Raw genomic sequence first — 23,892 nt, forward strand, 5'->3', positions numbered from 1 at the left:
AGGCGAGCGCCCCGGCCTCGACCGGGGCGCTTCGCTGCAAGGAGAAGCCCCCATGACCCGCATCACCACCAGCCGCCCACGCATGGCGGCGATCTACGCGCCCGGCACGGTACGCGCCCGCCGCTGGCACGGCGCAGGCGACGTGCGCGGCTACCGCCCGCCCTCGGGCTGGTCGGCCCGCGCCGACCTCACCGACATTCACCCCATCACGGGCCGCGCCTTGCCGCGCGCCGTGTGGTGGCTCATCGAGACGAAGGAATAACCGCGATCAGCACCGCGCCCAGGCCGTTCCGCCCTGGGCGTGGTGAAATGCAAAATCCAGGCGCGGCGGTGGCCGCGCCCGGTGTTGAAGGCCAACCTCCGAATCAGAATTGAGCACTGCAACCGTGCGCCCCTTAAAATGCGGCGCCCAAATCACTGAATATTTTGGCCAGATCATCCGAGTCTATAGGCCAATTCTCTCGGGTCTGGGCAGGCATTTTCTCGACGAGGAAGTACGCCAGGAGTACAGCAGGTTGATTGAAGAAATGTCGCTGGCCGTTTTGCTCTTTGATCTTTTCAAAAATGTAGTTCTTGGCCGTCAAGAATTCCTCGATACGAGCACTGGTTTCCTGCGGCAGAAACTCCATGAAGGCATCGACCACAAGCTGATTGGATCGCTCCTGGCCAGGCTCTAGGCCGGTGCCCTTCCTGTAGGTCGTACTTAGGTAGTCCAAGAGTTGCCGCTGTGGCTCGCTGGCGCTGGCGAGATCCTTCATGGCTTGCTCGAAGAATTCGTCTGTAGCTTCGATCAATGCCATGCTCTTGGCAACAGTGCGCTTGATGGAGGGTTTTGCAGTGGTCTTGGGCTTGTAGAGCGTGTCGTGGGTTAGTTCGCTATGAGCATGCTGCAAGAGCGTGCGGATTTGCACTTCACACGCAAGGCCCTCGGGGAGATTCACCCCATCGACGGACAGCTCCGCCTTGGAGCGCAGTACGTAGTGAACCGATTGATAGGAGAACTCCAAGGGCTTGGCCAACCGCTCCTCTTCGTAGTCCTTGTCCTTGGACCATGACCAGAATGCTTCGCACTCACGGCTTTCGATGATCGAGCAGAACGTATTGATGTGCGTGGTCAACAGTACCACGTACCGCATGCCCACCTTGTCAGTAATGTCCTCATACGGATTCTTATAGGGCTTGCTGCGGTACAGGGCCTTGTCAATCAAGCTGGTGTCGCCTTTGAGGCGAGGCACCATGGGAACCTTCAAGAAGTAGTCCAGCGGCGTTGGGGCAATGGCGGATACAAGGCGCCTTTCGATTTCCTGGTCGATGAGCTTGGCCCAAGCTCTGTATAAGGGCTTGTCAGCTTCCCATCGCGCAAGGATTTCTTGTTCGTTCACTCTTGGTCTCGGATGTGGTCGCGCACCGTGATCTTGGTCCACTTGGGCACGTTGCCGTGCTCATCGGCATCACCGTCGATGGACTCGATTCGCACGTAGTTCTCGAATTGATCTGCGGGAGCGGTGAGCTTGATGTCATGCCCGAATGTGAGTTTCCGCAGCCGCAATTGGCTTTGAACCTCAGAGAGATCCTTATGGATGGCCGTATTGGGAAAACTCTTTTGCCCCATATAGGCCGTGTATGCATCTTGCAGAGCTGCGTCTCCCAGATAATTTTGGGAGAACACGTCCACCTGAATCGTGGCGGCCTGATCCGTCTTCAAGTAGGTGGTTAGAGCATTCAAGAGGTCGATTTTTTTCTCCGAATCGACATTGGCATTGCGGATGAAATCTTTGGTCAGTGCGTGGAACTGTTTGGTCTGAAATGCACTGTTGGATGGAAATTCCAACCCCAGAAAAGACTCATAAAAATACTGCGCAGCAGCGAGCTTGTTGCCCTGAGTAATCAGGTCATCAAACAGAAAGGCTCTCCAGCCGGTAGTGGGCTCCTGGGGTGTGGCTGCTGCGGGATCTTGTCGCAGGAAGGCTCCAATCTTGTAGAGCTTGGCCTGGGGTGTGAGGATGAGTTCCTTGATGTATTCCAAGGTCAAATGCCCGCCCGCTTGCCGCTTGGTGAAGCCCCCATGGGGCTCGGCTTTGATGACGCACATGAAGGACTTGGCGGGGTTGCCGCAAGTTCCTTCGATCACCACGACGATGCCGCCAGGGATGGTGCGATTGGCCTGGGCAACCGCCAACTTGCTGGCAATGTTTTGGGAGATGTTTACGAATTGGGCATCGTTGCCCTGCGCCTCGACGATTTCTTTAGCTCTGTGCCAAGTGCTGTCGGCCCCGGACTCTCGGATCGTCATTTCGACACCGTGAGATGATTTCCCGAGAGCATTCGTGATGCGGGCTTGCAAGGCATCCCTCGCGTCTTGAGGGAGCACCAAGAGCTGGTTCCCGTAAGTCGGCTGAACCAAGGCCCTGTCCGCGCCTCGTGCAAAGACTTCGTGGATGATCAGACGGCCAATCGAGAGATTTTCAAAGGACATGAGAGCTGGCTGAAAGTATCTTGATGCAACGAAATTTGCATTAGGGCAATGCTGAAAAAGTCTCCGCTGCTGCTCCAGCCTGGGTAAATTACTGGGCCATGAAGCAGCAGACCCTTGCTATGGCAGCCGACGCGCAGTTGGGCTTTGAACAACACCGTAAGCCTACGCGGCGCGACGAATTCCTCAAGACTATGGATTCGCTGGTGCCCTGGGCGGCGCTGTGCGAAGAAATCGCACCGCACTACCCCAAGGCCGGCAATGGGCGCCCTCCCATTGGCCTGGAGCGCATGCTGCGCATCCACTTCATCCAGCATTGGTTCAATCTCGCCGACCTGGCGTGTGAGGAAGCCCTCTACGACAGTGCCAGTCTGCGTCGCTTCGTCGGCATTGACTTGGGCTGTGAACCCGTGCCCGACGCGACCACGATGCTCAGGTTCCGTCGGCTGCTCAACGACAACAGGTTGAGCGAAGCCCTGTTTGCACGCGTTGGCAAGGAGCTGCAGGCACGCGGCATCAAGGTCAATACCGGAACCATCGTGGACGCCACCATCATCGGTGCGCCCAGCTCGACCAAGAACGCTAACAAGGCAAGAGACCCCGAGATGCACCAGACCCGCAAGGGCCAGCAGTGGTACTTCGGCATGAAGCTGCACATCGGTGTGGACAGTCAAACGGGGCTGAGCCATAGCGCGGTGGTCACAGCGGCAAACGTGCATGACAAGCATCCACTGCCTGATTTGCTGCACGGCAATGAGCAACGGGTCTATGGCGACTCGGCCTATGCCAGCCAGAAGGCACTGATCGCGAGCAAGGCGCCCAGGGCCAAGGACTTCACCAACCAGCGCACGCGCTGCGCTGGCGAGGTGGACGAAGTGCAGCGGGCCAAGAACCGCAACAAGTCGCGGGTGCGTGCTCGGGTCGAACATGTCTTTGCCGTGGTCAAGCGGCTATGGGGGTTCAGCAAGGTGCGCTATCGCGGGCTGCAGAAGAACGCCACGCGCGCATTCACGGCCCTGGCGCTGGCCAACATTTACCTGTGCCGCAGTCATCTGTTGGGACAGGTGCGCCCGTAAGGGCGGGAATCGGGCCTGAAGGCCCCGCGAACTGCCCAAATGGGCGGTGCGAGGGGCCAAAACATCCGAAAAACTGCGTCGTTCAGTGCCGCATAGCAAATTACGACGGCTTGTTCAGCGTTGCCTTAAGGATACAACGATGAACCTATGCAGCGAACTTCTGGGCACTCGGTTCGCTGCACGTTTTCACTGATGTGAGCGTGTCGGCGCGCAGCGCCGCCGGGCTTTCGGGCTGCGCCCCGTGCCGCCTTCGCCGTCACGGCCATTCGGCTTCAATCCCTTGTATCTTTGAAGTGCGTGTCCGGCAGTGCCGTCACGCCCGGACCTGTCAGGGTTCGGGGTTGGCCGCAGCATGTAGCCCGTCATCCCTCGGTGCCCATGGAGCCCGTGCGTGAGTCTTGGGCGCATGCATGCGCCCGATCTCTGAAAGCCCGAACAGTTGCGTGAACGCCGTTCGCATTTGCAAGGAAGGGACGCAGGGATCATGGCCAATCAAATTGCAGTCGGTATCGACATCTCCAAGAAGACCATGGATGTAGCCATGGGGCACGAGCAGCCTACGGCCATATTCAGCAACGATGGTGCCGGGCATCAAGCGTTGATCGAAGAGCTGAAAAACCATCAGGTCTCGCTGATCGTGATGGAGGCGACCGGACAGTACCAACTGGCCTGCGCCTGCGCACTTCAAGCTGCGGGATTCGCTGTCGTCGTCATCAACCCTCGGCAGGCACGGGACTTCGCCAAGGCCATGGGGCGCCTAGTCAAGACCGACAGCGTGGATGCCCGCATGCTGGCTGAGCTGGCCCAGGTGCTGAATCTGCGGCCGGATCGAGACCGCTTCATCAAGCCGATGCCAGACCAGGCGCAGCAATACCTTCATGCACTGGTGCTTCGACGCCGGCAACTGGTGCGCCTTCTGGTCAGTGAGCGCCAGCGCAAGCACATGGCGCATGCCGAGGTGGTGCAGGACATTGTGGAACTGATGGATGTGCTGTCGAGACAGCTTGAAGCGCTGGATCGGAGGATTGCGGAACACTTGGCGTACCATCAGCCCGATCTGGCCGCCTTGCTCAAGAGCGTCAAAGGGGTTGGTCCGGCAACGGCTGCGACGCTGATGTCCGAGCTGCCAGAGCTTGGCCGGCTCAAGGCCAGGCAGATCTCTGCGCTGGTAGGCGTCGCTCCGATGAACCGGGACTCGGGCCAGGCCCGCGGCAAACGCTTCATCTGCGGCGGACGTGCCGCGGTCAGGAGCGCTTTGTACATGGCCGCCATCGTCGCCATGCGTCACAACGCCGTGATACGGCGTTGCTATGAGCGTCTGCTGGCGGCAGGCAAGCCGAAGAAGGTGGCCATCGTGGCCTGCATGCGCAAGCTGCTGATTATCCTGAATGCCATGGTCAAAAGCGGGCGGCCATGGAATGACCAGCTTGCACAGGCCTGAAATTGCTGGAGAGTGTCCCCATGTCCGGCCGGCCGCTGCGCCGGCGAATGGGCTTCAGATACCCATCGCCATGACCCAGCCCGCCAGCCCGGCCAGCAGCACCACGAGCGCTGGCGGCACGCGTCCCACCGTCAGCAGCCCGAACGAGAGCAGCGCCAGCCCAAAATCCGCCTTGCTGTGGATGGCACTCGTCCATACCGGGTCATAGAGGGCGGACACCAGAATACCGACCACGCCGGCGTTGATGCCGGCCATGGCCGTCTGGATGCCCGCGCGGTGGCGCAGCACTTCCCAGAACGGCAGTGCACCGACCAGCATGAAAAAAGCGGGGAGGAAGATCGTGCCCAGGAGTGCCAGCCCGCCGATCCAGCCATGCAGCGGTCCGTGGGCGACCGCGCCGAGGTAGGCCGAGAAAGTGAACAGCGGCCCCGGCACGGCCTGCGCCGCACCGTAGCCGGCCAGGAAGTCGGCATTGCTCACGACGCCGCTGGGCACCACCGAGGCCTGCAGCAGCGGCAGCACAACGTGTCCACCGCCGAAGACCAGTGCACCGGAGCGGTACACCCCTTCCAGCAGGGCTATCGTGGACGAGTCCGTGGCTGCCGCCCACAGGGGCAGCCCGACGAGCGGTGCGGCAAACAGCAGCAGCGCCACGATGCCCAGCTTGCGCGAGACGGGGTAGCTGTGGGCGTGGCCGCCGCCGGGTTGCGCGATCTTCAATGTCCACCAGCCCAGCAGCCCAGCCACCGCGATGGCGGCAAGCTGTCCCGCGGCCGAGGGCAGGACCATGGTCAGCAGCGCCGCCAGAATGGCCAGCGCGGCGCGCGGCCGGTCCGGGCACAACGACTTGGCCATCCCCCAGACCGCTTGCGCCACGATGGCCACGGCGACGACCTTGAGCCCGTGCACCCAGCCGGACTGGGCCAGCCCCTGGTACTCGGCGATGCCAAAGGCGAACAGGATCAGCGCAATCGCCGATGGCAAGGTGAATCCGGCCCAGGCCGCCAGCAGCCCCAGCCAGCCCGCGCGGCCCAACCCCAGCGCCATACCGACCTGGCTGCTGGCCGGCCCCGGCAGGAACTGGCACAGGGCGACCAGATCGGAGTAGCTGCGGTCATCCAGCCAGCGGCGACGCTCGACGAACTCCGAGCGGAAATAGCCCAGGTGCGCGATCGGCCCGCCGAAGGAGGTCAGCCCCAGCTTGAGAAAGGCGCCGAAGACTTCGACGGGTGAGCCGCGCGCGGCTGCGGACTCATGCTGCAAGGTGTTGGTTGAATCTGTCATTTGTGCATCGCCTCCCCGGTGAACTCCCGGATGCGTTCCTTGGCCAGTGCCAAGCCTTCCTTGCCCTTGGGCGTGATCGTGTAGAGCTTGCGCACGGTGCGCCCTTCACGCTCCTGGCGGGAGACGAGGTAGCCGTCGCGCTCCATCTTGTGCAACATCGGGTACAGCGTTCCGGGAGAGAGGCGGTAGCCGTGGTGGGCCAGCTCGTCGATCATCCATTGCCCGTAGATCTCCTGCTCGGCCGCGTGGTGCAGCACATGCAGGCGGATCAGTCCCGACAGCAAGTCGTGGTGCTCCATAGCGCGCGGTGTCGATTGTTCTTTCATATCGAATATCGATAACGAAATTCGATAATATCAGCTTCAGATCACCCGACTGCGCACGCAGAGGTATTTAGACCTTGCGACCCTCAGCATCCACCACGGCCTCACCATCCTCTTTGTTGAACGCGCCGCGCTGCGGCTGCGGCAAGATGTCCAGCACGGCCTCCGATGGCCGGCACAGGCGCGTGCCCAGCGGCGTGACCACGATGGGCCGGTTGATGAGGACGGGGTGCTGGAGCATGAAGTCGATCAACTGCACGTCGCTCCACTGCGGGTCATCCAGGCCCAGCTCGGCATAGGGCGTGCCTTTCTCGCGCAGCACGGCGCGCGCCGATACGCCCATCGCGGCGATCAGTGCCGTCAGCGTCGCCCGGTCGGGCGGCGTCTTCAGGTACTCGATGACCGTGGGCTCCTCGCCGCTGTTGCGGATCAGGGCCAGCACGTTGCGCGACGTGCCGCAGGCGGGGTTGTGGTAGATGGTGATGTTGCTCATGGTGGCTTGCCTGGGTTAGCGGGAGGAAGGGTTCGGGCCGCATTCGTACCAGCCGCGCGAGCGGTTGACCACGCGCACGACCAGCAGCATCACGGGTACCTCGATCAGCACGCCGACCACGGTGGCCAGCGCCGCGCCGGACTGGAAGCCGAACAGGCTGATGGCGGCGGCCACCGCCAATTCGAAGAAATTGGAAGCGCCGATCAGTGCCGACGGGCAGGCGATGCGGTGCTGCTCGCCCACCTGGCGGTTGAGCCAGTAGGCCAGCCCCGAGTTGAACAGCACCTGGATCAGGATGGGCACGGCCAGCATGGCGATCACCAGCGGTTGGCGCAGGATGGCCTCGCCCTGGAAGGCGAACAGCAGCACCAGCGTGAGCAGCAGCGCGGCCATGGACAGCGGGCCGATGCGGGCCAGCGCGGCATCGAAGGCGGCCTGGCCCTGGCGCAGCAGCGCGCGGCGCCAGAGTTGCGCGAGGATGACCGGGATCACGATGTAGAGCAGCACCGACACCATCAGCGTGCTCCAGGGCACGCTGATGGACGACAGGCCCAGCAGCAGGCCGACGATGGGCGCAAAGGCGAAGACCATGATGGTGTCGTTCAGCGCCACCTGCGACAGCGTGAACGCCGGGTCGCCGCCGGTCAGCCGGCTCCAGACGAAGACCATGGCCGTGCAGGGCGCGGCGGCCAGCAGGATCAGGCCGGCAACATAGCTGTCGAGCTGGTCGGCCGGCAGCCACTGGGCGAAGATCTGGCGCACGAAGATCCAGGCCAGCAGCGCCATCGAAAACGGCTTGACGGCCCAGTTGATGAACAGCGTCACGCCAATGCCGCGCCAATGCTGCCTGACCTGGCCCAGCGCACCGAAGTCCACCTTGAGCAGCATGGGAATGACCATGACCCAGATCAACAGGCCCACCGGCAGGTTGACCTGCGCGACCTCGAGGCGGCCGATGGCCTGGAACACGCCGGGTGCGAACTGGCCCAGGGCCACGCCCAGCACGATGCACAGGAACACCCACAGCGTCAGGTAGCGCTCGAAGAGGCTCATGGGCTGCGGCGCTTGTTCAGGCCGCAGCGCTTCAGGGATTGCATTCATTGCCCCGGCCTCACTTCGTACCGATATTGCGCAGCTCATGCTGCAACGACATGGCGTCCAGCCGCTGCAGCGGCAGCGACAGGAACAGCTCGATGCGTCGGCGCAGCGTCAGCGCCGCATCCGTGAATGCCTTGCGCTTCTGCTCATCGGTGCCTTTGACGGCTGCGGGGTCAGGAACGCCCCAATGCGCCGACATTGGCCGTCCCGGCCACACCGGGCAGACCTCGCCGGCGGCGTTGTCGCAGACCGTGAATATGAAATCCAGCTCCGGTGCACCGGGCGCCGCGAACTCATCCCAGTTCTTGCTGCGGTAGCCAGCGGTCGGCATGTGCAGCCGCTCCAGCGTGGCGAGCGCCAGTGGGTGGACTTCGCCCTTGGGGTGGCTGCCCGCCGAGTAGGCGCGAAAGCGCCCCTGGCCCAATTCATTGAGGATGCCTTCGGCCAGGATGGAGCGAGCCGAGTTACCCGTGCAGATGAACAGGGCGCTGTAGATCTTGTCGGTGGTCATGGGTATCTCACATCAGCAGCAGGAGGAGGCCGGCTTCACCGCAACGCCCATCGGCTTGCCGCGCACCGGGGTACAGCACGCTGCGGCGGAAGTCGCTGCAGGCGCCGCTTCGTTAAAGACCGGAATATTGCCCAGCGTGTGAAAGTGCTCCCAGGCCACGCCCTGCGGGTCGGTGATCCAGTGCTTCTCGCTGCGCGCGTAGCAGCAGGTCGTGGTGCCCTCGTCCAGCAGCGTCATGTCGGCCGCCTCGGCGCGGGCCTTCAGCACCGCCAATTCCTCGGCATCGTCGGTCTGGATACCCAGGTGGTCAATGCCCGGCTTGTTGCCACGTGTGGAGATGGCGAAGTTGACCGGCGGGTCTTCGAGCATCCATTTGGCGTAGTCGCTTTCGACGCGCGCGGGCTGCGCGGCGAACAGTTGGGAATAGAAGCCGATGCTGCGGTTCAGGTCATCGACGTGCAGGTGGACGTGGAAGCGCTTCATGGGGAGATCCTTTCAGCAGGAGGTACAGGCAGAGGAGGAATCACTGACCTCGCACGTGCTGCCTTGGCAGCAGTGCTCGGTCAGGTAGCCGAGCAGCCCATTCATCTGGCTGAAGTCGGCGCGGTAGATCAGGTTGCGGCCTTGCTGTTCGATGGTGACGAGGCCAGCATGAGCCAGTTCCTTCAGGTGGAAGGACAGCGCGTTGCGGGCCACGTCGAGCTGATCGGCCAGAACGCTGGGCGTGAGCCCTTCGGGGCCGGCGACGACTAGGGATCGGAACACGCGCAGGCGCTGGGCATGGGCCAGGGCACCGAGGGCGGAAACGGCTTGGGCTTCATTCATTATTCAATAATACATCAATTATTGAATCAATGGCAATGCCGCTTATGCTGGATCAAGCCTGCGTGGCTTGACTTTCAAGACAGTTGCTCACGCCTTCGCGCCTGCGGCGCTGCGCGCTGGCGCTTGCACTCCAGGGGAAAGCCCTGCGGGCTATCCCCGCCGCGCGATGCTTGGCGCCCCTCGATGCCGCCGAACCGGCTGCGCCGGATCGGCTCGGCCAGCGCCTACGGCTGGGCCGCTGCTGCGAGCTGGCTTTCAGCCTCGCTCATCAGCACCGCCGTGCTGCATTCGAGCGCGCCGGCGATCTTGAAGATGATCGCCAGCGTGGGCATGTGCTCGCCGCGCTCGACCTTGCCCATGTGCGAACGCTCAATGCCGGCGAGGTGTGCCAGCGACTCCTGCGCGATGCCGCGCTCCGTCCGCAGCGCACGCACCGCCGCGCCGAAGGCTTGCGCCAGCTCGGCATCGTAGGTGGTGGCGCCGGTCGGCCGGCCGCGCTGGATGGATCGCTTCTGCATGGACAGAAGCGTCGATTCGCAGCACAATTAAAACCACGTTATCTTTAACTCATACATGCCTTTGGCCCTTATTCGTGCTTTTACGGAAATCCGCTTCTACGGTTTCCGACAGAGCCGGAAAGCCGCCAACGTGTCTTTGCGGATTTCTACAATGCCGCTTTTGCGCTTTCGTGTTTCAACGGCTTCCGTGGAAATCACATCCGCGCTTCGGCGTGGAAGCGCAAAACCGGCATTCCATGTTGGAACAGGAGCACCACGATGAACGCTCCCCTCGTCACCGATGCGCAGCGCGCCGCGCTGCTGGCGAACGGGCGGCGGGTTGCCGCCGCTGAACCGCACGACCCGTTGCCGGTCGTGCGGCTGTTCACTCCCGACGCGCACGCCATCTGGCTGCTGGCCTCGCTAGATCCTGCCGATGGCGATACGGCGTTCGGCGTCATGGACGTGGGCATCGGTATGCCCGAGCTGGGCCATATCAAGCTGTCCGACCTGACCTCCATCGTCGGCCCGAACAAACAGCCCGTGATGCGGGATTTGTATTTCCAGGCGGTGCACCCGCTGTCGGAATATCTGCGGCTGGCGCAGGAAAACGGTTCTATCGTCGATTGAACGTTCGCGCTCCGACCAAGCCGGGCGCATTCAGACTATTTCGGTCTTATTCCTGGCCCGCAGAGTCTGAATTCGCACTCTTGCATCAAACCGAATATCTGTGACTGAAACAGTCACGATCATTCACGCGGCTTGCGGCACGGTGTTTTGTGCCGCGTGACGTTTGTGGATCAGGCGGCCGTCGCATTCAGACGGATTTCGCAACACGCCGGAGCCTATCGGTCTTGACACCAGCAGTTACAGCTTAACCGGATTTCTACCTGGATTTGATGCTCCCGCATGTTTGACGCCGTGGCGACGTTCCTGCTGTTCGACAGGAGCTTTCGTCATGGTCAGCCCCCACCATTTCGCGCACTGGTATCCCACCGCCGCGTACCTCTACGTCCTGTGGCTGGATACGCTCGCACTGGCCTGGGAATACCTGCGCCGTCATCCTGATTACCGGCTCGACTGGCTGCGCCGCGCGCGACGCCCCGATGCTGCGCATCGTTGGGGCTTGCGCCTGCTGGAAGACCCGGCGCTGGATGCGCGTGACGCGCATCCGGCCTGGCAGCCCGGCCACGCTGCCGTGGTGCAGCTCCACCCCGATGCTGATCCGCCCGTGGATGCCGAATCCTTCGCGTTCTGGCGCATCCCCGGCCATAAGCAACTGCTCCATGACGGCAAACGGCTGGCGCTGATCGCGCACAGCCCAGGCCATTGCCTGCGCTTCGCGCTGGCGCCTGGCCTGGAAGACGGCATGGCTGTCGCCTATGCCGTGCGAACCGACGCCACGGCATCGCCGCGCTATCGCGCTTGCGGCACCACACTGGCGACTCCCGCAGCCGTTGCGTTGCCCAGGCCAGCACCGGTGGCGCTACTGGAACTGCACACCTTGCAGGCGCTCGACGCGACCCTGGCGGGCGCGTCCTTGCGCGAGGTCGGCGAAGGCTTGTTCGGCGTGGATGCCGTGGCCGACTGGTACGCCGACGGCGGCTTGCGCTCCAAGGTGCGCCGCCTGGTGCGGCGTGGCGATGCGCTGATGCGCGGCGGCTATCGCCGCCTAGCACAGCTTCCACCACTTGAGAAGGGTCGTTTTGATGCGGACGCGAAACGACCCTGAGCACGCGGGCCGCGTTTTCTGAGACTGCCTCCATCCGGTTGCGCTGTGTGGCCGGAGCTTTGAAAGCTATGGAGGTTCACACCATGCGTCCCGCTCCCTTGCGGCCTGCCGCCACTGTCTCGACCGCTGCCGCGCAGCCCCAACGCTATCTCACCAACGACGAAGCCGCCGAGTACCTGCGCCTGTCGCCGCGCACGCTGGAAAAGCAGCGCGTGATCGGCGGTGGCCCGCGCTTTCGCAAGTTCGGCCGCCGCGTCATGTACGCCGTGGCTGACCTCGATGCCTGGGCCGCCGACCGCAGCTTCGAGACGACTTCCGATCCCGAATACGCCGAGCACCACTCGGCCGACAGTCGTGCGCGCTGATCGGCGGCGCGTGGGCGGCCTTCGCCATGTCCAAACCCTTGCAGGAACGCGAACAGCTCGACCTGTTCCGCGCGCTGCCGGGCGACATGGCGCCACGCGACAGCCAGGATTTGATGGCCTTTCCGTTCTTCTCGCTGGCGAAGTCGCGGCGCACGGCGCCGATCGACTTCCGCGCGAGCAACGTGACCATCCGCGTGGAAGGCACAGCCGAGCACGGCATCGCCACGATCTGGGATGCCGACATCCTGATCTGGGCCGCCAGCCAGATCGTGGAAGCGCGCGACGCGGGCCTGCGGCCCTCGCGCTTGATGCAGGTACGCCCCTACGAGGTGCTGCGCTTCATCGGGCGCGGTACGTCGCTGCGCGACTACCAGCGCCTCAAGGCCGCGCTCGACCGGCTGCAATCGACCACGGTAGCCACGTCCATCCGCGAGACGACCGGCCGGCGCCTGCACCGCTTCTCGTGGATCAACGAATGGAAGGAACTGGCCGATGCCAGCGGCACGCCGCTGGGCCTCGAATTGATCCTGCCGGACTGGTTCTATGCGGGCGTGCTGGATGCCGCCCTGGTGCTGACCATCGACCCGGCGTATTTCCGGCTGACCGGCGGCATCGAGCGGTGGCTGTACCGCTTGGTGCGCAAGCACGGCGGCCGACAGCCGGGCGGCTGGCAATTCGACTTCCAGCACCTGTACCGCAAATCGGGCAGCGTGGCGCGCTACTACGACTTCGCCGCCGACCTGCGGGCGCTGGTGGCGCGGCAAGCCTTGCCGGGCTACCTGTTGGGCATCGAGCACGTATCCGGGATTTCCTCGCCGCTGCTGACGTTCCGGCCCGTGCCGCAGACGGCACGGGGATAACTTCGGGAGAGTCTGTGGATGGACTCGTGCTATCAGGCAACAGAGGTATCGTGCTATCAGGCAACGAATCCTCGTGCTATCAGGCAACAAAATCGTCCGCAAACCCGCGCCAGCATTGGGTTTGTTCGCCCTCTAACTTCCCTAACTTAATTTCTCTAACTTTTAGTAGAGAAACGCCGTTGCGGTGGACAACCACCACGCGGCCACAAGCGCAGCAGCCAAAGCCCGGCTTTCCAACACGGAGGGCCGCGCCATGATCGTCGCTCTGCTCAACCAGAAAGGCGGCGTGGGCAAGACCACGCTCGCCACGCACATCGCCGGCGAGCTGGCGATGCGCGGCCAGCACGTCGTCCTGCTGGACGCCGACCCGCAGGGTTCATCGCTGGACTGGACACAGCGCAGAAGCCAACAAGGCTTGCCGCGGCTGTTCAGCGCCGTGGGCCTCGCACGCGAAACGCTGCACCAAGAGGCGCCAGAAGTCGCCAAGCGGGCCGATCACGTCGTCATCGACGGCCCGCCGCGCATCGCCGCCTTGGCGCGCTCCGCGCTGCTGGCGGCCGAGCGCGTGTTGATCCCCGTGCAGCCCAGCCCCTACGACCTGTGGGCCAGCGCCGAGATGGTGGCGCTGATCCGTGAGGCGCAGGTGTTCCGGCCTGCGCTGCGCGCGGCCTTCGTCATCAACCGGCGCGTCAGCACCACCGTGATCGGGCGCGAAGCGCGCCAGGCGCTAGCCGACCAACCGCTTCCTGCGCTGCGTGCGGAAGTGCATCAGCGCATCGTGTTCGCCGACAGCGTGGCCGCTGGCCGGCTTGCACGCGAGACGGCGCCGGACAGCGCCGCCGCCCGCGAAATCACCGCACTGGTGGACGAACTGCTGCGGTGGACGCCATGACCGCGAAGCCGCCACCGAACGGCAAGCGCACGGCAAAGCGCGTCAGCATCGGCGCGCGTCCACCCGCGAATCCGCACGCCGAGGCGTGGATTCGCCAGGGCGATGCCGATGCGCTGGGCAAGGGCGACCTCTACACGGCTCGCTTGACCCTCGACATCACGCCCGCGATGCGGGCGCGCATCAAGGTTTCGGCCTTCACGCAAGGCGTGACCGTCGCCGACCTGCTGCGCGGCCTGCTGGAGCGGGAGTTTCCAGAGCACCGCAGGGAGAACACCCCATGACTGCATCCGTTTCGTCTGCCGCCGCGCCTGTTGCCTGCGCGGCCACGGCTGCGCTCGCAGCACCTTCCGGCCAGCCCGCCAGCGCGCCGCTGACGCGCGTGGCGCTGGCCTACATCGAACCGCGCTTCAAGCTCTACCTGCGCTTCGGCGAACCTGCGCGCACGCTCCAGCTCGACCGCTGGCGGCGCTGCGCGGTGTTCCTGCCGGGCGCCATGCTCTGCCGCATCCGCTGGCAGGCCAACGACTACGGCACGATCCGCTGGCAGCTCATGGTGATGCAGGCTTGCACGCCGCTCGATGCGGCGCAGCGCATCCCCGGCGTGCAGCCGGGCGCGCGCCTGCTGCTACACGCCGAGGGCGAGAACCAGGTGCGCGCCGTGCTGGAGCGCATCGACGCCATCGAGGCGCTGGGCATCGCGCCTAACGGCGCCTCGCCCGCGTACTGGCGCACGCTCGCCAACCGGCTCGCTGCGCGCCTGCCGCTGCCCGAATACACCGCCGAGCGACATGCTGCCTGGCTCACCGGGAGGGCGCTGTCATGACGTTTCCATCCGCCGTTGCCGGTGCAGCGGGCATTCCGCCGCGTCCTCGCTCGCGCCTGCGCGCTCGTATCGTGCTGGCGGGCCTGTCCGCCTGCGGCCTCGCTGCGCTGGCCTGGGCGTCCTTCGTGCAGCCGATGCCGCGCCTGATCTACAACCCGTCCGACAGTGTGGCGGTCGGCTGGTATCGCGTCGATCCGCTGGGCCACGATACCGGCTCGCTGCCACGTCCTCTGTCCGTGGGCAGCATCGTCCTGACCACGCTGCCGCCAGACGCCGCCGCGCTGGCCGCGCAGCGTGGCTACCTACCGGCGCGCGTGCCGCTGCTCAAGCGCGTGGGCGCCGTCGCGCCGCAGGAGGTGTGCATCACTGGCCGCGTCGTCCGCATCGACGGCGTGCCTTCGGCCGCCGTGCTGCCTGCCGACCGCTGGGGCCGGCCGCTGCCATCCTGGCAGCAGTGCCGTCACCTAGAACCCGGCGAACTGTTCCTGCTCAGTGTGACCAACCCGGCGTCGTTCGACAGCCGGTATTTCGGGCCGGTCAGCACATCCGCCGTGATCGGCGTCGCGCATCCGGTCTGGCTGGAGTCCCGCCCATGATGGCCGCCGACTCGCTGCACGTCGCCGTGCATCTTGTCGTGCCATCGGGCGTGTCGTGCTGCTGGCCGTCGCCGTGTCGTAGCGCGTGCAGTGCGAGCGCATCCGCGCCGCACTTCGCGCTGCCTTCGGCGCAGCCATCCAACGTGCAGGCGTCTTGCCTCGAACGCGCCCGGTCTGTGGCCGTGTCCGCGTTCGCCGGCGCGCTGGCTGCTCGCGCAGCAGCGCCGCCGGGCCGCCGCTGCCCGGAGCGCCAGCGAGGGGCAAAGGCGGAAGGCAAGACAAAAGGGTGCGGCACCTGTCGGCCCGCAAAGCCAGTCTGCACGTGGGGGTGGCGCGGCACGGAGCGGCTTCGCCGCCGTGCCGCGTGGGGCGCGAAGCCCGCGCCAATGCAGGCATGTCCGCGTGCTTCGCACGACCGGACACGCCAGAGCTTGCAGGGAGCGCAGCCATGACCGACCGCCGCGACGATGATTTCCGCATCCGCCCCAGTGCCCCGAAGAACCGGGGCCAGGGCTTCGTCTCCAAGGTGCTCAAGCAGGCAGGCAAGGCCAGCAGCGGCAAGTCCTCGGTGCGCCGTCCTGGCGCCAGCGGCAGCGGACAGCGCGCCGGCCAGCGGCCCGGCTCGCGCCTGGGACGCGGCCACACGGCAGCGCGCTTCGCGGGGGCGAAGCTCACGCCCATGTCGCGGCGCGTGGCCATCAAGACGCTGCTGGTCAATCAGCAGCGGGCCAGCCCGCAGTCGCTCGCCAAGCACCTGCGCTACATCGAGCGCGACGGCGTGGGCCGCGATGGCGAGCCGGGCCAAGCCTACGGGCCGCAGACCGATACCGCCGACCTCGACGCCTTCAAGGAACGCTGCGCCGATGACCGGCATCATTTCCGCTTCATCCTCTCGCCCGAGGATGGCGCCGAGCTGGAAGACCTGCGCACCTACACGCGGCACCTGATGGGCCGCATGGAAGCTGACTTGGGTACGCGGCTGGAATGGGTGGCGGTCGATCACTGGAACACCGACAACCCACACACGCACATCGTCGTGCGCGGGCGCGACGACACCGGCAAAGACCTCATCATCGCCGGCGACTACATCGCCGACGGCTTCCGCCATCGCGCCGCCGAACTGGCGACCGAATGGCTGGGGCCGCGCACCGAGCTGGAGATCCAGCAGACCTTGCGGCGCGAGGTGGATCAGGAGCGGTGGACGAACCTGGATCGCACGCTCAAGCGCGAGCTGGGCGACGATGGCCTGGTGCATGTCGAACGGCTCAACGAGTCGAGGTTGCAACGCCAGTGCCTGCTGCTGATCGGCCGCCTGCAACGCTTGCAGCGCCTGGGCCTGGCCGATGAAACGCAGCCCGGCACCTGGGCCGTCCATGCCGACGCGGAAAAGACCCTGCGCGCCCTGGGCGAGCGCGGCGACATCATCCGCACCATGCAGCGGGCCATGCGGGGCGAGCCGCGCGAGCTGGCGGTATTCGAGCCTGGCGACGATGGTCGCACCATTGTCGGCCGCGTGGCCGCGAAGGGGCTGGCCGACGAGCTGCGCGACCGGGGCTATCTGGTCATCGACGGCGTGGACGGCAAGGCCCACTACGTCGCGCTCAACGCCCGCGACGAGCTGGCGAACTATCCGGCCGGCGCCGTGGTGGAGGTGAAGGGATCGGCCGACGTGCGCGCGGCCGACAAGAACATCGCCGCACTGGCGAGCGATGGCCTGTACCGCACCGACCACCACCTTGCCATCGCGCAGGGCCAGGCCGCGCCGGGCCGCGATCCGCAGGAAGTCGTCGCGGCCCACGTCCGCCGGCTCGAAGCTCTGCGCCGGACTGGCATCGTGGAGCGCGTGGCCGAGGGGCTATGGAAGGTGCCGGACGACCTGCCCGAGCAGGGCCGCCAGTACGACGCGCAGCGCCTGGGCGGCGTAGCCGTGGAGCTGAAATCGCACCTGCCCATCGAGCGGCAGGCGCGCGTGATCGGGGCCACCTGGCTCGACCAGCAACTGATCGGCGGCGGCTCGGGCCTGGGCGACCTGGGCTTTGGCGGCGAGGCCAAGCAGGCGATGCAGCAGCGCGCCGACTTCCTGGCCGAACAGGGACTGGCAGAGCGGCGCGGGCAGCGCGTGATCCTCGCCCGGAACCTGCTGGGCGCACTGCGCAATCGGGAACTGGCGCAGGTTGCCAAGAACATTGCCGCCGAATCCGGGCTGGAGCATCGGCCGGTGGCCGATGGCCAGCGCGTGGCTGGCATCTACCGCCGCAGTGTCATGCTCGCCAGCGGCCGTTACGCGATGCTCGATGACGGCATGGGCTTCAGCTTGGTGCCGTGGAAGCCAGTGATCGAGCAGCGACTGGGGCAGCAGCTTGCGGCGACGGTGCGTGGCGGAGCGGCCTCATGGGAAATCGGGCGTCGGCTTGGAGTTTCTTTGAGCTAGTCACTTGAGGCTATGTGCCCCATGAACATGACCCCTGCGCGTTGCTGGCTCGTGCACCTGGCGCGATGCTGAGGACAGTTCGGTCAAGATGCCGCACTGGCTGGCCTGCTGGGATTCCCGGCAGCTTTCCCGCAAGGTCTTGAGCTGTCGTTCCAACGCTTTCAATTCCTTGATGCGGGTAGCCACATGGTCGATGTGCTCGTCGAGCAGGTCATTCACCTGGGCGCAGTTCTCGTGCGGAGCATCCTTGAAGCGCAATAGAACCCGGATTTCATCCAGTGTCATGTCCAAACCCCGGCAGTGCCGGATGAAGGACAGTCGGTCAACGTGTTCTTCTGCGTACATGCGGTAGTTGCCATCTGTACGGGCCGTTTCTGGTAGCAAGCCTTCACGCTCGTAGTACCGGATCGTCTCTACCTGGGTATGTGCGGCCTTAGCCAGTTCGCCGATTTTCATAGCTTCATCTTGAGCGGTCGCGAGTTTTTCTCCAAGGCTCATTGTAGGCGCTTGACTCTGTAGTGGGTATAGGGTTTCCAATTTGCCTGAAAAGGAGAATTTCATGAACCCTGCCCACCAACGCCAACACGCCGACGCTGCTTGCTGCGGGAGTAGCTGTGCAACAGTGCCTGCGGTGCCCGAGCCAACACCGTCTGATCCAACGACTGTCGAGCCGCAGCGCTTTCGCATAGCAAACATGGACTGCGCCTCGGAGGAGTCGGAAATCCGCCGGGCGCTGGAAGGCATGGCGGGGATTCGCGGCCTGCGATTCAACCTAGGGGATCGAGAGCTTGCCATTGCCGCCGATGACCACGCGCTGCCCCAAGCCCTGGAAGCGATCCGCAAAGCGGGTTTCAAGCCAGAACCCCTCGGCGCGAAGAATGCCCAGCGCTTCCGCATTGCAAACATGGACTGTGCCTCGGAGGAGTCGGAAATCCGCCGGGCGTTGGACGGCATGGCGGGAATTCGTAGCCTGCAATTCAATCTGGGCGACCGCGAGCTGGCCATTGCCGCCGATGATCCTGTCTTGCAGCAGGCGGTGGACGCGATCCGCAAGGCAGGCTTCAAGCCGGAACCTCTTGGCGATACCGGGTCGTCGGCTGCTGCCGCTGCGGTTGCCTCGCCAACGGGCTTCTGGACGACCTGGGGCAAGTCGCTGGGCGCCTTGGGGCTCGCCGTGGCGGCCGAAGGCTTGGCATTCGCCTTCCCAGACAGCGTGCCAGTCAAGGCGCTGGGAATGGCACTGGCTGCGGCGGCCATCGCGCTGTCGGGTTTCTCGGTTTACGGCAAGGGACTGGCCGCGCTGCGACAGGGCCGCTTGAACATCAATGCCCTGATGACCGTGGCCGTGACCGGCGCTTTTCTGATCGGCCAGTGGCCCGAAGCGGCGATGGTGATGGCCTTGTATGCCATTGCGGAAGCCATCGAGGCGCGCGCCGTGGATCGGGCGCGCGGTGCCATCAAGAGCTTGCTGGCGCTCGCGCCGGAGCAGGCCGAAGTGCGTCAAGACGACGGCAGTTGGGCACGCATCGGCGTCAAGGAAGTCACTGTGGGCGCGACGGTGCGTATTCGCCCCGGCGAGCGCCTTCCTCTGGATGGCATCGTGACCTTGGGCCAGAGCGCCATTGACCAATCCCCCGTGACCGGCGAAAGCCTGCCGGTGGACAAGAGCCCTGGCGATGAAGTCTTCGCCGGCACCATCAATCAGGCTGCGGCGCTGGAAATCCGTGTTACGGCGCCTGCTTCCGACAGCACGCTGGCGCGCATCATCCACGCCGTTGAGCAGGCCCAGTCCTCCCGCGCCCCCACCCAGCGTTTCGTGGATCGCTTTGCCGCCATCTACACGCCTGCGGTGTTTGTCCTGGCCGTTGCCGTTGCGCTGTTGGCTCCGTGGCTCATGGGGCTGACCTGGATGCAGGCCGCCTATAAGGCTCTGGTGCTGCTGGTCATTGCCTGCCCCTGCGCCTTGGTGATTTCCACGCCCGTCACCGTCGTCAGCGGTTTGGCCGCCGGGGCGCGGCGGGGCATCCTGATCAAAGGCGGTGTGTACCTGGAAGAGGCGCGCAAGATCAAGGCCGTGGCGCTGGACAAGACCGGCACCATCACCGAAGGCAAGCCCAAGCTGGTGGCCTTCGAGCCCGTGGACGCAGGACTCGGTCAGCAAGTCCTGGAGGGGCTGGCCAAGAGCCTCGCGGCGCGGTCGGATCACCCGGTGTCCAAAGCCATCGCGGACGGCGTGTCATCCGCCGCGCAAGAGGTGGACGAATTTCAGGCCGTTGCCGGGCGCGGCGTGCAGGGGGTGATCGACGGCCATACCTATGTGCTGGCCAACCACCGCTGGATCGAAGAGCGCGGGCAATGCTCGGCTGAACTCGAAGCCCGCCTCGCAGTGCATGAACAAGCGGGCCGTACCGTCACGCTGCTGGCCAGCAGCGAACGGGTCATGGCCATCTGCGCGGTGGCTGACACGATCAAACCCTCGTCGGCGCAGGCCGTGGCCGACCTGAAGGCGCTGGGTGTGACGCCGGTGATGCTGACGGGGGACAACCTAGCGACGGCGCAAACCGTCGGCGCCCAGGCGGGCATCGCCGAGGTGCGCGGCAACCTGCTGCCCGAAGACAAGCTGCGCGCCATCGGCGAGCTTCAGCAGCGCCTGGGCGTCACGGCGATGACCGGCGACGGCATCAACGATGCCCCCGCGCTGGCGAAGGCTGACATCGGCTTCGCTATGGGCGGCGCGGGCACCCACACGGCGATGGAAGCCGCCGACGTGGTGGTCATGAACGACGACCTGCGCCGCCTGCCCGAAACGATCCGGCTATCCAAGCGCACCCACGCCGTGCTGTGGCAGAACATCGCGCTCGCGCTGGGCATCAAGTTGGTGTTCTTGCTGCTGGCCATCTTCGACGATGCCTCCATGTGGATGGCCGTGTTCGCCGACATGGGGGCGAGCCTGCTGGTGGTCTTCAACGGGCTGAGGCTGCTCAGGCAGCGGGCGGGTCAGTAAAACTGAATATGGAGTGTTGAAAATGGGAATTCTGGATCGAATTTTTGGCGGGCATGGCGGGGGGCATGGCAGTTCCCACGGGCATGGCAATAGCCGCGGCCACGGTAGCCCCAGCAGCCACGACTGGGGGCACAATCCAGCGCCTTCGGTCAGTGGCATCACCTGCCCGCAATGCAAAGCGATCAATCCGAACGGCGCTCGCTTTTGCGGCCAGTGCGGGACATCGCTGGTGCCAGCGTCGTGCACGAAGTGCAGTAGCGTCATTCCGATCGGCGCGAAATTCTGTGCTCAGTGCGGCAACGCGGTAACTTAAGTCATGGTGATCTCGGCCTGGATCTACACCTTGATCCCGGCAGCGGCCGCCATCATCGGAGCTGCGGTCGCGGTGAACGTGCGGCCGGGGCCAACACTGGTCAGCGCGATTCAGCATTTCGCCGCTGGCGTCGTGTTCGCGGCGGCGGCCGGCGAAATCTTGCCCGACATCATGCACCGGGCCTCGCCTTGGGCGACGATGATCGGCGGCGGAATCGGCGTCGCCACCATGCTGCTGGTGAAGCATCTGGAAGCGTTGGCGAAGGGGCCGGCCGGTCTCCTGACCGTGATCGGCATCGACATCCTGATTGATGGCTTGGTGCTTGGTATCGGGTTTGCGGCTGGCCCAAAGGTCGGCTTGCTTCTGACCATCGCCCTGACCATCGAGGTTCTGTTCCTGGGATTGACAGTGGCCACGGAACTCGGCGAGAGCGTTCGCTCCCGTGCCAGGGTCGTCTGGATCACGGCCGCGCTCGTGCTCTTGCTGCCGATCGGGGCCTTGCTTGGAGCGCCGGTGGCGCTGTTGCCCAACCCTCTTCTGACTGGCTTCTTCGCGTTTGGTCTGATTGCGTTGCTCTACCTCGTGACCGAAGAACTGCTGATCGAAGCACACGAAACGCCAGATCGCCCCTGGGTGACGGCGATGTTCTTTGTCGGCTTTCTGGCGCTTCTCCTGCTGGAAGAAGTAATTGGCTAGTGGAGCCAGTCTGTTGGTGGTGCCCGATCCGTTGACTATTGCGCGCGCGGGGTGGGCACCATGAGCCCGATAGACGTGATGCCGTTGCTCGAATCGACCATCGTCCGCCCTCCGTGCATGCGGGCGATGGCAGCCACGATGGCCAAGCCCAGTCCATGATTGCGGGCGGCATCCGACCGCGCTGCATCTGCCCGGTAGAAGCGGTTGAACAGATTGGGCAAATGCTCGGCTGAAATCGTCTGCCCCTCGTTCACCACCCGCAGGGCGATCTCGCCGTCCAGCCGGTCGATTTGCACGACAACGGTGCTGTGCGGATGCGCGTGCCGGGTTGCGTTGCCGATCAGGTTTGACAATGCGCGCTGCAATAGGCGCACGTCGGCCAAGCCAGTGGCATCACCATTGATACGAACTTTCAGCCCGGCTTCCTCAATGGCTGCCTCGTGCAATTCCACCACCGTGCGCGCAACGCCTGCCATGCTGGCGACGTGCTCGCGGCGGGCCTCAGCCCCACGGTCGGCTTGCGACAGAAAGAGCATGTCCTGCACGATCATCGACATGCGCTGGAGATCTTCGAGGTGCGAGCCCAACACGTCTCGCAACGTGTCGGCATCGCGTGCTTTGCGCAAAGCAACTTCAGTGCCCCCCATCAACGTCGCCAACGGCGTGAACAGTTCATGCGCAACGTCAGCATTGAAGGCTTCCAGTTGTTCGTAGGCTTTGTGCAGACGCTTCAGCAACTCGTTGACGTGAGCCACCAGCGGAGCCAGTTCGTCGGGTTGAGCGGAGCCATCCAGAAGCCGGTGCAGAGTATCGGCCTCCAGTGCCTGGATCTGAGCCGAGAGGTCGCGCACGGGACGCAGCCCGATTTGCACCAGCGTAAATCCGCCAGCAGCAATCACCACTGCGCCAGCGAGTGCGGCGGCGACGAGCGTGCGGGCTAGGCGTTCTAGCACACGATCGTCCTCGCTGACATCAAGACTCAGCACCGCCTGGATGGGGGGGATGCCGGTCGTAGCCTCGAATCGCATGTCGATCACGCGGTGATGCACTGGAATGCCGGCGCTGGCATAGATGACGCTGCCGTCGGCACGGGTCAGGATCAATTTCATGTCCTGTCGGCCGACCATGCCATCGTCGAGCTTGTGTGCGAGCGTGCCGCTGTCTAACTCTGCTGCCTCGGCAATAAGATGGTTCACCTGGGTCTGCTGTTGCCGCAGCGTGTCCATCTGCCGCTCCTTGAAGCTCAGCGCGGTGACGGTGTAAATGCCCAGGCAGGTTAAGGCCAGCCCGACCAGGGTGAGAAGTGCGAGCCAACGGGCAAGCCGCCGTCCCAGCGATCCGGCACGCCTGGGTCTCACGACTGCCGATCTTCGAGTACGTAGCCCATGCCACGGACGGTGTGCAGCAGTGGGCGCTCGAAGGGCAGGTCGAGCTTGCTCCGAAGGCGACGCACAGCGACGTCGATCACGTTGGTACCGTGATCGAAGTTCACGTCCCATACTTGCTCCGCGATTTCGGTACGTGACAGAACCTCGCCCTTGCGGCGCAAGAGCAGCGTCAGCAGTTGGAACTCCTTTGCGGACAGATCGATGCGCTGGCCGGCCCGAGTAGCGTGCCGCCTCGCCAGGTCCATATGCAAGTCCCCCAGGCACAGCACCAGCGCATCAGGCGCGGGCGCAGTACCGGCGGTGCGGCGCAGCAGCACCTCGATGCGTGCCACCAGTTCGGAAAAGGCGAACGGCTTAACGAGGTAGTCGTCCGCTCCTGCCTTCAGCCCGCGTACGCGATCCTCGATGCGATGGCGGGCCGTCAACATGATCACCGGCGTCTGCTTGCTCTGCCGCAGTGCAGCCAGCAAGCCGAAGCCATCGATGCCCGGCAGCATGGTGTCGAGAACGATCAGGTCGTAGTGGCCGTCAGAGGCCATGTGGAGGCCATCGATGCCGTTGGCAGCCACATCGATCACATAGCCTTCTTCAGAGAGTCCCTTGCGAAGATAGTCCGCGAGCTTGGCTTCGTCTTCCACGATCAGCAGCTTCATGCGCAGCGTTCCTGCTGCGGTCTCTCGCAACCTGTCCAAATTGTCATCTGCACGTTTTACTCCCGTTCGGTGCCGGTTCTTACATTGTGCTCATGCCTTCGGGCATATCGATTTTCTG

General features: G+C 64.5%; 28 protein-coding genes. 15 read left to right on the plus strand and 13 right to left on the minus strand.

Annotated features, from left to right (window positions below; translation table 11 throughout):
• The first annotated feature begins 52 nt into the window (after positions 1 to 52).
• Positions 53 to 262, plus strand: coding sequence for a hypothetical protein (locus MRB47_RS07390; RefSeq protein ID WP_013517165.1), 210 nt, complete (start codon positions 53 to 55; stop codon positions 260 to 262).
• A gap of 133 nt (positions 263 to 395) precedes the next feature.
• On the opposite strand, the gene MRB47_RS07395 is transcribed toward MRB47_RS07390, so the two are convergent.
• Positions 396 to 1,382, minus strand: a complete 987-nt coding sequence (locus MRB47_RS07395; protein ID WP_041715874.1) for a GTP pyrophosphokinase family protein — start codon at positions 1,380 to 1,382, stop codon at positions 396 to 398.
• Complete coding sequence (locus MRB47_RS07400; protein WP_041715873.1) at positions 1,379 to 2,476, minus strand: nucleoid-associated protein; 1,098 nt, start codon at positions 2,474 to 2,476, stop codon at positions 1,379 to 1,381. Before MRB47_RS07400 ends, MRB47_RS07395 begins: the two co-directional genes overlap by 4 nt.
• Before the next feature lie 98 nt (positions 2,477 to 2,574).
• Between MRB47_RS07400 and MRB47_RS07405 the strand changes: the two genes are divergently transcribed.
• Positions 2,575 to 3,549 carry an IS5 family transposase gene (locus MRB47_RS07405; RefSeq protein WP_252100569.1) on the plus strand — a complete coding sequence of 325 codons (975 nt, stop codon included), beginning with the start codon at positions 2,575 to 2,577 and terminating at the stop codon, positions 3,547 to 3,549.
• A 484-nt stretch (positions 3,550 to 4,033) separates the two neighbouring features.
• Complete coding sequence (locus MRB47_RS07410; protein WP_027457584.1) at positions 4,034 to 4,990, plus strand: IS110 family transposase; 957 nt, start codon at positions 4,034 to 4,036, stop codon at positions 4,988 to 4,990.
• Between the two features lie 54 nt (positions 4,991 to 5,044).
• Here MRB47_RS07410 and chrA read toward each other — a convergent pair whose 3' ends face one another.
• From chrA to MRB47_RS07450, 8 genes are all read right to left on the minus strand, one after another.
• Complete coding sequence (gene chrA, locus MRB47_RS07415; RefSeq protein WP_027457583.1) at positions 5,045 to 6,274, minus strand: chromate efflux transporter; 1,230 nt, start codon at positions 6,272 to 6,274, stop codon at positions 5,045 to 5,047.
• Positions 6,271 to 6,573 (minus strand): PadR family transcriptional regulator, encoded by a 303-nt coding sequence (locus MRB47_RS07420; protein WP_027457582.1) that lies wholly within the window; start codon positions 6,571 to 6,573, stop codon positions 6,271 to 6,273. Before MRB47_RS07420 ends, chrA begins: the two co-directional genes overlap by 4 nt.
• 94 nt (positions 6,574 to 6,667) lie before the next feature.
• Positions 6,668 to 7,090: an arsenate reductase (glutaredoxin) gene (arsC, locus tag MRB47_RS07425; RefSeq protein ID WP_027457581.1), complete on the minus strand. Its 423-nt coding sequence runs from the start codon at positions 7,088 to 7,090 to the stop codon at positions 6,668 to 6,670.
• 15 nt (positions 7,091 to 7,105) lie between these two features.
• Complete coding sequence (gene arsB / locus MRB47_RS07430) at positions 7,106 to 8,191, minus strand: ACR3 family arsenite efflux transporter (protein WP_049405857.1); 1,086 nt, start codon at positions 8,189 to 8,191, stop codon at positions 7,106 to 7,108.
• Between the two features lie 10 nt (positions 8,192 to 8,201).
• Positions 8,202 to 8,699: an arsenate reductase ArsC gene (locus MRB47_RS07435; protein WP_027457579.1), complete on the minus strand. Its 498-nt coding sequence runs from the start codon at positions 8,697 to 8,699 to the stop codon at positions 8,202 to 8,204.
• A gap of 12 nt (positions 8,700 to 8,711) precedes the next feature.
• The gene (locus tag MRB47_RS07440) at positions 8,712 to 9,182 is read right to left on the minus strand and encodes an ArsI/CadI family heavy metal resistance metalloenzyme (RefSeq protein WP_027457578.1); all 471 of its coding nucleotides are present in this window, start codon (positions 9,180 to 9,182) and stop codon (positions 8,712 to 8,714) included.
• 12 nt (positions 9,183 to 9,194) lie between these two features.
• A complete protein-coding gene (locus MRB47_RS07445) occupies positions 9,195 to 9,524 on the minus strand; it encodes an ArsR/SmtB family transcription factor (protein WP_027457577.1) in 330 nt (109 codons plus the stop codon).
• A gap of 224 nt (positions 9,525 to 9,748) precedes the next feature.
• Positions 9,749 to 10,042: a helix-turn-helix domain-containing protein gene (locus MRB47_RS07450; RefSeq protein WP_013517161.1), complete on the minus strand. Its 294-nt coding sequence runs from the start codon at positions 10,040 to 10,042 to the stop codon at positions 9,749 to 9,751.
• Positions 10,043 to 10,300: 258 nt separating this feature from the next.
• Between MRB47_RS07450 and MRB47_RS07455 the strand changes: the two genes are divergently transcribed.
• From MRB47_RS07455 to MRB47_RS07495, 9 genes are all read left to right on the plus strand, one after another.
• Complete coding sequence (locus tag MRB47_RS07455; RefSeq protein ID WP_013517160.1) at positions 10,301 to 10,651, plus strand: DUF2958 domain-containing protein; 351 nt, start codon at positions 10,301 to 10,303, stop codon at positions 10,649 to 10,651.
• 328 nt (positions 10,652 to 10,979) lie between these two features.
• Positions 10,980 to 11,753, plus strand: a complete 774-nt coding sequence (locus tag MRB47_RS07460; protein WP_013517159.1) for a DUF2285 domain-containing protein — start codon at positions 10,980 to 10,982, stop codon at positions 11,751 to 11,753.
• A gap of 83 nt (positions 11,754 to 11,836) precedes the next feature.
• Positions 11,837 to 12,118, plus strand: a complete 282-nt coding sequence (locus tag MRB47_RS07465; RefSeq protein ID WP_003107109.1) for a helix-turn-helix transcriptional regulator — start codon at positions 11,837 to 11,839, stop codon at positions 12,116 to 12,118.
• Between the two features lie 26 nt (positions 12,119 to 12,144).
• Positions 12,145 to 12,978, plus strand: a complete 834-nt coding sequence (locus tag MRB47_RS07470) for a replication initiator protein A (protein WP_013517158.1) — start codon at positions 12,145 to 12,147, stop codon at positions 12,976 to 12,978.
• 253 nt (positions 12,979 to 13,231) lie between these two features.
• Positions 13,232 to 13,870 carry a ParA family partition ATPase gene (gene parA / locus MRB47_RS07475; protein ID WP_252102347.1) on the plus strand — a complete coding sequence of 213 codons (639 nt, stop codon included), beginning with the start codon at positions 13,232 to 13,234 and terminating at the stop codon, positions 13,868 to 13,870.
• A complete protein-coding gene (locus MRB47_RS07480; protein ID WP_013517156.1) occupies positions 13,867 to 14,151 on the plus strand; it encodes a hypothetical protein in 285 nt (94 codons plus the stop codon). The genes parA and MRB47_RS07480 overlap by 4 nt, the downstream gene beginning before the upstream one ends.
• Entirely contained in the window at positions 14,148 to 14,693 is a 546-nt protein-coding gene (locus MRB47_RS07485; RefSeq protein ID WP_013517155.1) for a DUF2840 domain-containing protein, read from the plus strand. The genes MRB47_RS07480 and MRB47_RS07485 overlap by 4 nt, the downstream gene beginning before the upstream one ends.
• Positions 14,690 to 15,289, plus strand: coding sequence for a S26 family signal peptidase (locus MRB47_RS07490; RefSeq protein WP_013517154.1), 600 nt, complete (start codon positions 14,690 to 14,692; stop codon positions 15,287 to 15,289). The genes MRB47_RS07485 and MRB47_RS07490 overlap by 4 nt, the downstream gene beginning before the upstream one ends.
• Before the next feature lie 448 nt (positions 15,290 to 15,737).
• Positions 15,738 to 17,720 carry a relaxase/mobilization nuclease domain-containing protein gene (locus MRB47_RS07495; protein ID WP_252102348.1) on the plus strand — a complete coding sequence of 661 codons (1,983 nt, stop codon included), beginning with the start codon at positions 15,738 to 15,740 and terminating at the stop codon, positions 17,718 to 17,720.
• Here MRB47_RS07495 and cadR read toward each other — a convergent pair whose 3' ends face one another.
• Positions 17,721 to 18,176, minus strand: coding sequence for a Cd(II)/Pb(II)-responsive transcriptional regulator (gene cadR / locus MRB47_RS07500; protein ID WP_013517151.1), 456 nt, complete (start codon positions 18,174 to 18,176; stop codon positions 17,721 to 17,723).
• A 103-nt stretch (positions 18,177 to 18,279) separates the two neighbouring features.
• Between cadR and MRB47_RS07505 the strand changes: the two genes are divergently transcribed.
• From MRB47_RS07505 to MRB47_RS07515, 3 genes are read left to right on the plus strand one after another with little or no spacing between them, the layout of a single operon-like run.
• On the plus strand, positions 18,280 to 20,724 hold the full coding sequence (locus MRB47_RS07505) for a heavy metal translocating P-type ATPase (RefSeq protein WP_041715872.1): 2,445 nt from the start codon (positions 18,280 to 18,282) through the stop codon (positions 20,722 to 20,724).
• 22 nt (positions 20,725 to 20,746) lie between these two features.
• Positions 20,747 to 21,037, plus strand: coding sequence for a double zinc ribbon domain-containing protein (locus MRB47_RS07510; RefSeq protein ID WP_013517149.1), 291 nt, complete (start codon positions 20,747 to 20,749; stop codon positions 21,035 to 21,037).
• A 9-nt stretch (positions 21,038 to 21,046) separates the two neighbouring features.
• Positions 21,047 to 21,733 carry a ZIP family metal transporter gene (locus tag MRB47_RS07515; RefSeq protein WP_024537626.1) on the plus strand — a complete coding sequence of 229 codons (687 nt, stop codon included), beginning with the start codon at positions 21,047 to 21,049 and terminating at the stop codon, positions 21,731 to 21,733.
• A 35-nt stretch (positions 21,734 to 21,768) separates the two neighbouring features.
• Here the strand turns inward: MRB47_RS07515 and MRB47_RS07520 are convergent, their stop codons facing one another.
• A complete protein-coding gene (locus tag MRB47_RS07520) occupies positions 21,769 to 22,959 on the minus strand; it encodes a heavy metal sensor histidine kinase (protein ID WP_013517148.1) in 1,191 nt (396 codons plus the stop codon).
• A gap of 128 nt (positions 22,960 to 23,087) precedes the next feature.
• A complete protein-coding gene (locus MRB47_RS07525) occupies positions 23,088 to 23,774 on the minus strand; it encodes a heavy metal response regulator transcription factor (RefSeq protein WP_252102349.1) in 687 nt (228 codons plus the stop codon).
• Positions 23,775 to 23,892: the final 118 nt, after the last annotated feature.

Origin of the sequence: Diaphorobacter sp. LI3, assembly GCF_022807955.1 — a bacterium.
In the GTDB taxonomy this organism is placed as follows: Bacteria; Pseudomonadota; Gammaproteobacteria; order Burkholderiales; family Burkholderiaceae_C; genus Diaphorobacter; species Diaphorobacter nitroreducens.

What these genes read in the sequence shown, in the direction of transcription:
- MRB47_RS07495 (WP_252102348.1), top strand. Translation starts at nt 15,738, where the DNA reads ATGACCGACCGCCGCGACGATGATTTCCGCATCCGCCCCAGTGCCCCG.
- MRB47_RS07505 (WP_041715872.1), top strand. Translation starts at nt 18,280, where the DNA reads ATGAACCCTGCCCACCAACGCCAACACGCCGACGCTGCTTGCTGCGGG.
- MRB47_RS07480 (WP_013517156.1), top strand. Translation starts at nt 13,867, where the DNA reads ATGACCGCGAAGCCGCCACCGAACGGCAAGCGCACGGCAAAGCGCGTC.
- MRB47_RS07410 (WP_027457584.1), top strand. Translation starts at nt 4,034, where the DNA reads ATGGCCAATCAAATTGCAGTCGGTATCGACATCTCCAAGAAGACCATG.
- MRB47_RS07485 (WP_013517155.1), top strand. Translation starts at nt 14,148, where the DNA reads ATGACTGCATCCGTTTCGTCTGCCGCCGCGCCTGTTGCCTGCGCGGCC.
- parA (WP_252102347.1), top strand. Translation starts at nt 13,232, where the DNA reads ATGATCGTCGCTCTGCTCAACCAGAAAGGCGGCGTGGGCAAGACCACG.
- MRB47_RS07490 (WP_013517154.1), top strand. Translation starts at nt 14,690, where the DNA reads ATGACGTTTCCATCCGCCGTTGCCGGTGCAGCGGGCATTCCGCCGCGT.
- MRB47_RS07400 (WP_041715873.1), bottom strand. Translation starts at nt 2,476, where the DNA reads ATGTCCTTTGAAAATCTCTCGATTGGCCGTCTGATCATCCACGAAGTC.
- MRB47_RS07445 (WP_027457577.1), bottom strand. Translation starts at nt 9,524, where the DNA reads ATGAATGAAGCCCAAGCCGTTTCCGCCCTCGGTGCCCTGGCCCATGCC.
- MRB47_RS07405 (WP_252100569.1), top strand. Translation starts at nt 2,575, where the DNA reads ATGAAGCAGCAGACCCTTGCTATGGCAGCCGACGCGCAGTTGGGCTTT.
- MRB47_RS07520 (WP_013517148.1), bottom strand. Translation starts at nt 22,959, where the DNA reads ATGGACACGCTGCGGCAACAGCAGACCCAGGTGAACCATCTTATTGCC.
- cadR (WP_013517151.1), bottom strand. Translation starts at nt 18,176, where the DNA reads ATGAAAATCGGCGAACTGGCTAAGGCCGCACATACCCAGGTAGAGACG.
- MRB47_RS07420 (WP_027457582.1), bottom strand. Translation starts at nt 6,573, where the DNA reads ATGGAGCACCACGACTTGCTGTCGGGACTGATCCGCCTGCATGTGCTG.
- MRB47_RS07510 (WP_013517149.1), top strand. Translation starts at nt 20,747, where the DNA reads ATGGGAATTCTGGATCGAATTTTTGGCGGGCATGGCGGGGGGCATGGC.
- MRB47_RS07435 (WP_027457579.1), bottom strand. Translation starts at nt 8,699, where the DNA reads ATGACCACCGACAAGATCTACAGCGCCCTGTTCATCTGCACGGGTAAC.
- MRB47_RS07465 (WP_003107109.1), top strand. Translation starts at nt 11,837, where the DNA reads ATGCGTCCCGCTCCCTTGCGGCCTGCCGCCACTGTCTCGACCGCTGCC.
- arsB (WP_049405857.1), bottom strand. Translation starts at nt 8,191, where the DNA reads ATGAATGCAATCCCTGAAGCGCTGCGGCCTGAACAAGCGCCGCAGCCC.
- MRB47_RS07440 (WP_027457578.1), bottom strand. Translation starts at nt 9,182, where the DNA reads ATGAAGCGCTTCCACGTCCACCTGCACGTCGATGACCTGAACCGCAGC.
- MRB47_RS07460 (WP_013517159.1), top strand. Translation starts at nt 10,980, where the DNA reads ATGGTCAGCCCCCACCATTTCGCGCACTGGTATCCCACCGCCGCGTAC.
- MRB47_RS07450 (WP_013517161.1), bottom strand. Translation starts at nt 10,042, where the DNA reads ATGCAGAAGCGATCCATCCAGCGCGGCCGGCCGACCGGCGCCACCACC.
- arsC (WP_027457581.1), bottom strand. Translation starts at nt 7,090, where the DNA reads ATGAGCAACATCACCATCTACCACAACCCCGCCTGCGGCACGTCGCGC.
- MRB47_RS07390 (WP_013517165.1), top strand. Translation starts at nt 53, where the DNA reads ATGACCCGCATCACCACCAGCCGCCCACGCATGGCGGCGATCTACGCG.
- MRB47_RS07455 (WP_013517160.1), top strand. Translation starts at nt 10,301, where the DNA reads ATGAACGCTCCCCTCGTCACCGATGCGCAGCGCGCCGCGCTGCTGGCG.
- MRB47_RS07470 (WP_013517158.1), top strand. Translation starts at nt 12,145, where the DNA reads ATGTCCAAACCCTTGCAGGAACGCGAACAGCTCGACCTGTTCCGCGCG.
- chrA (WP_027457583.1), bottom strand. Translation starts at nt 6,274, where the DNA reads ATGACAGATTCAACCAACACCTTGCAGCATGAGTCCGCAGCCGCGCGC.
- MRB47_RS07525 (WP_252102349.1), bottom strand. Translation starts at nt 23,774, where the DNA reads ATGAAGCTGCTGATCGTGGAAGACGAAGCCAAGCTCGCGGACTATCTT.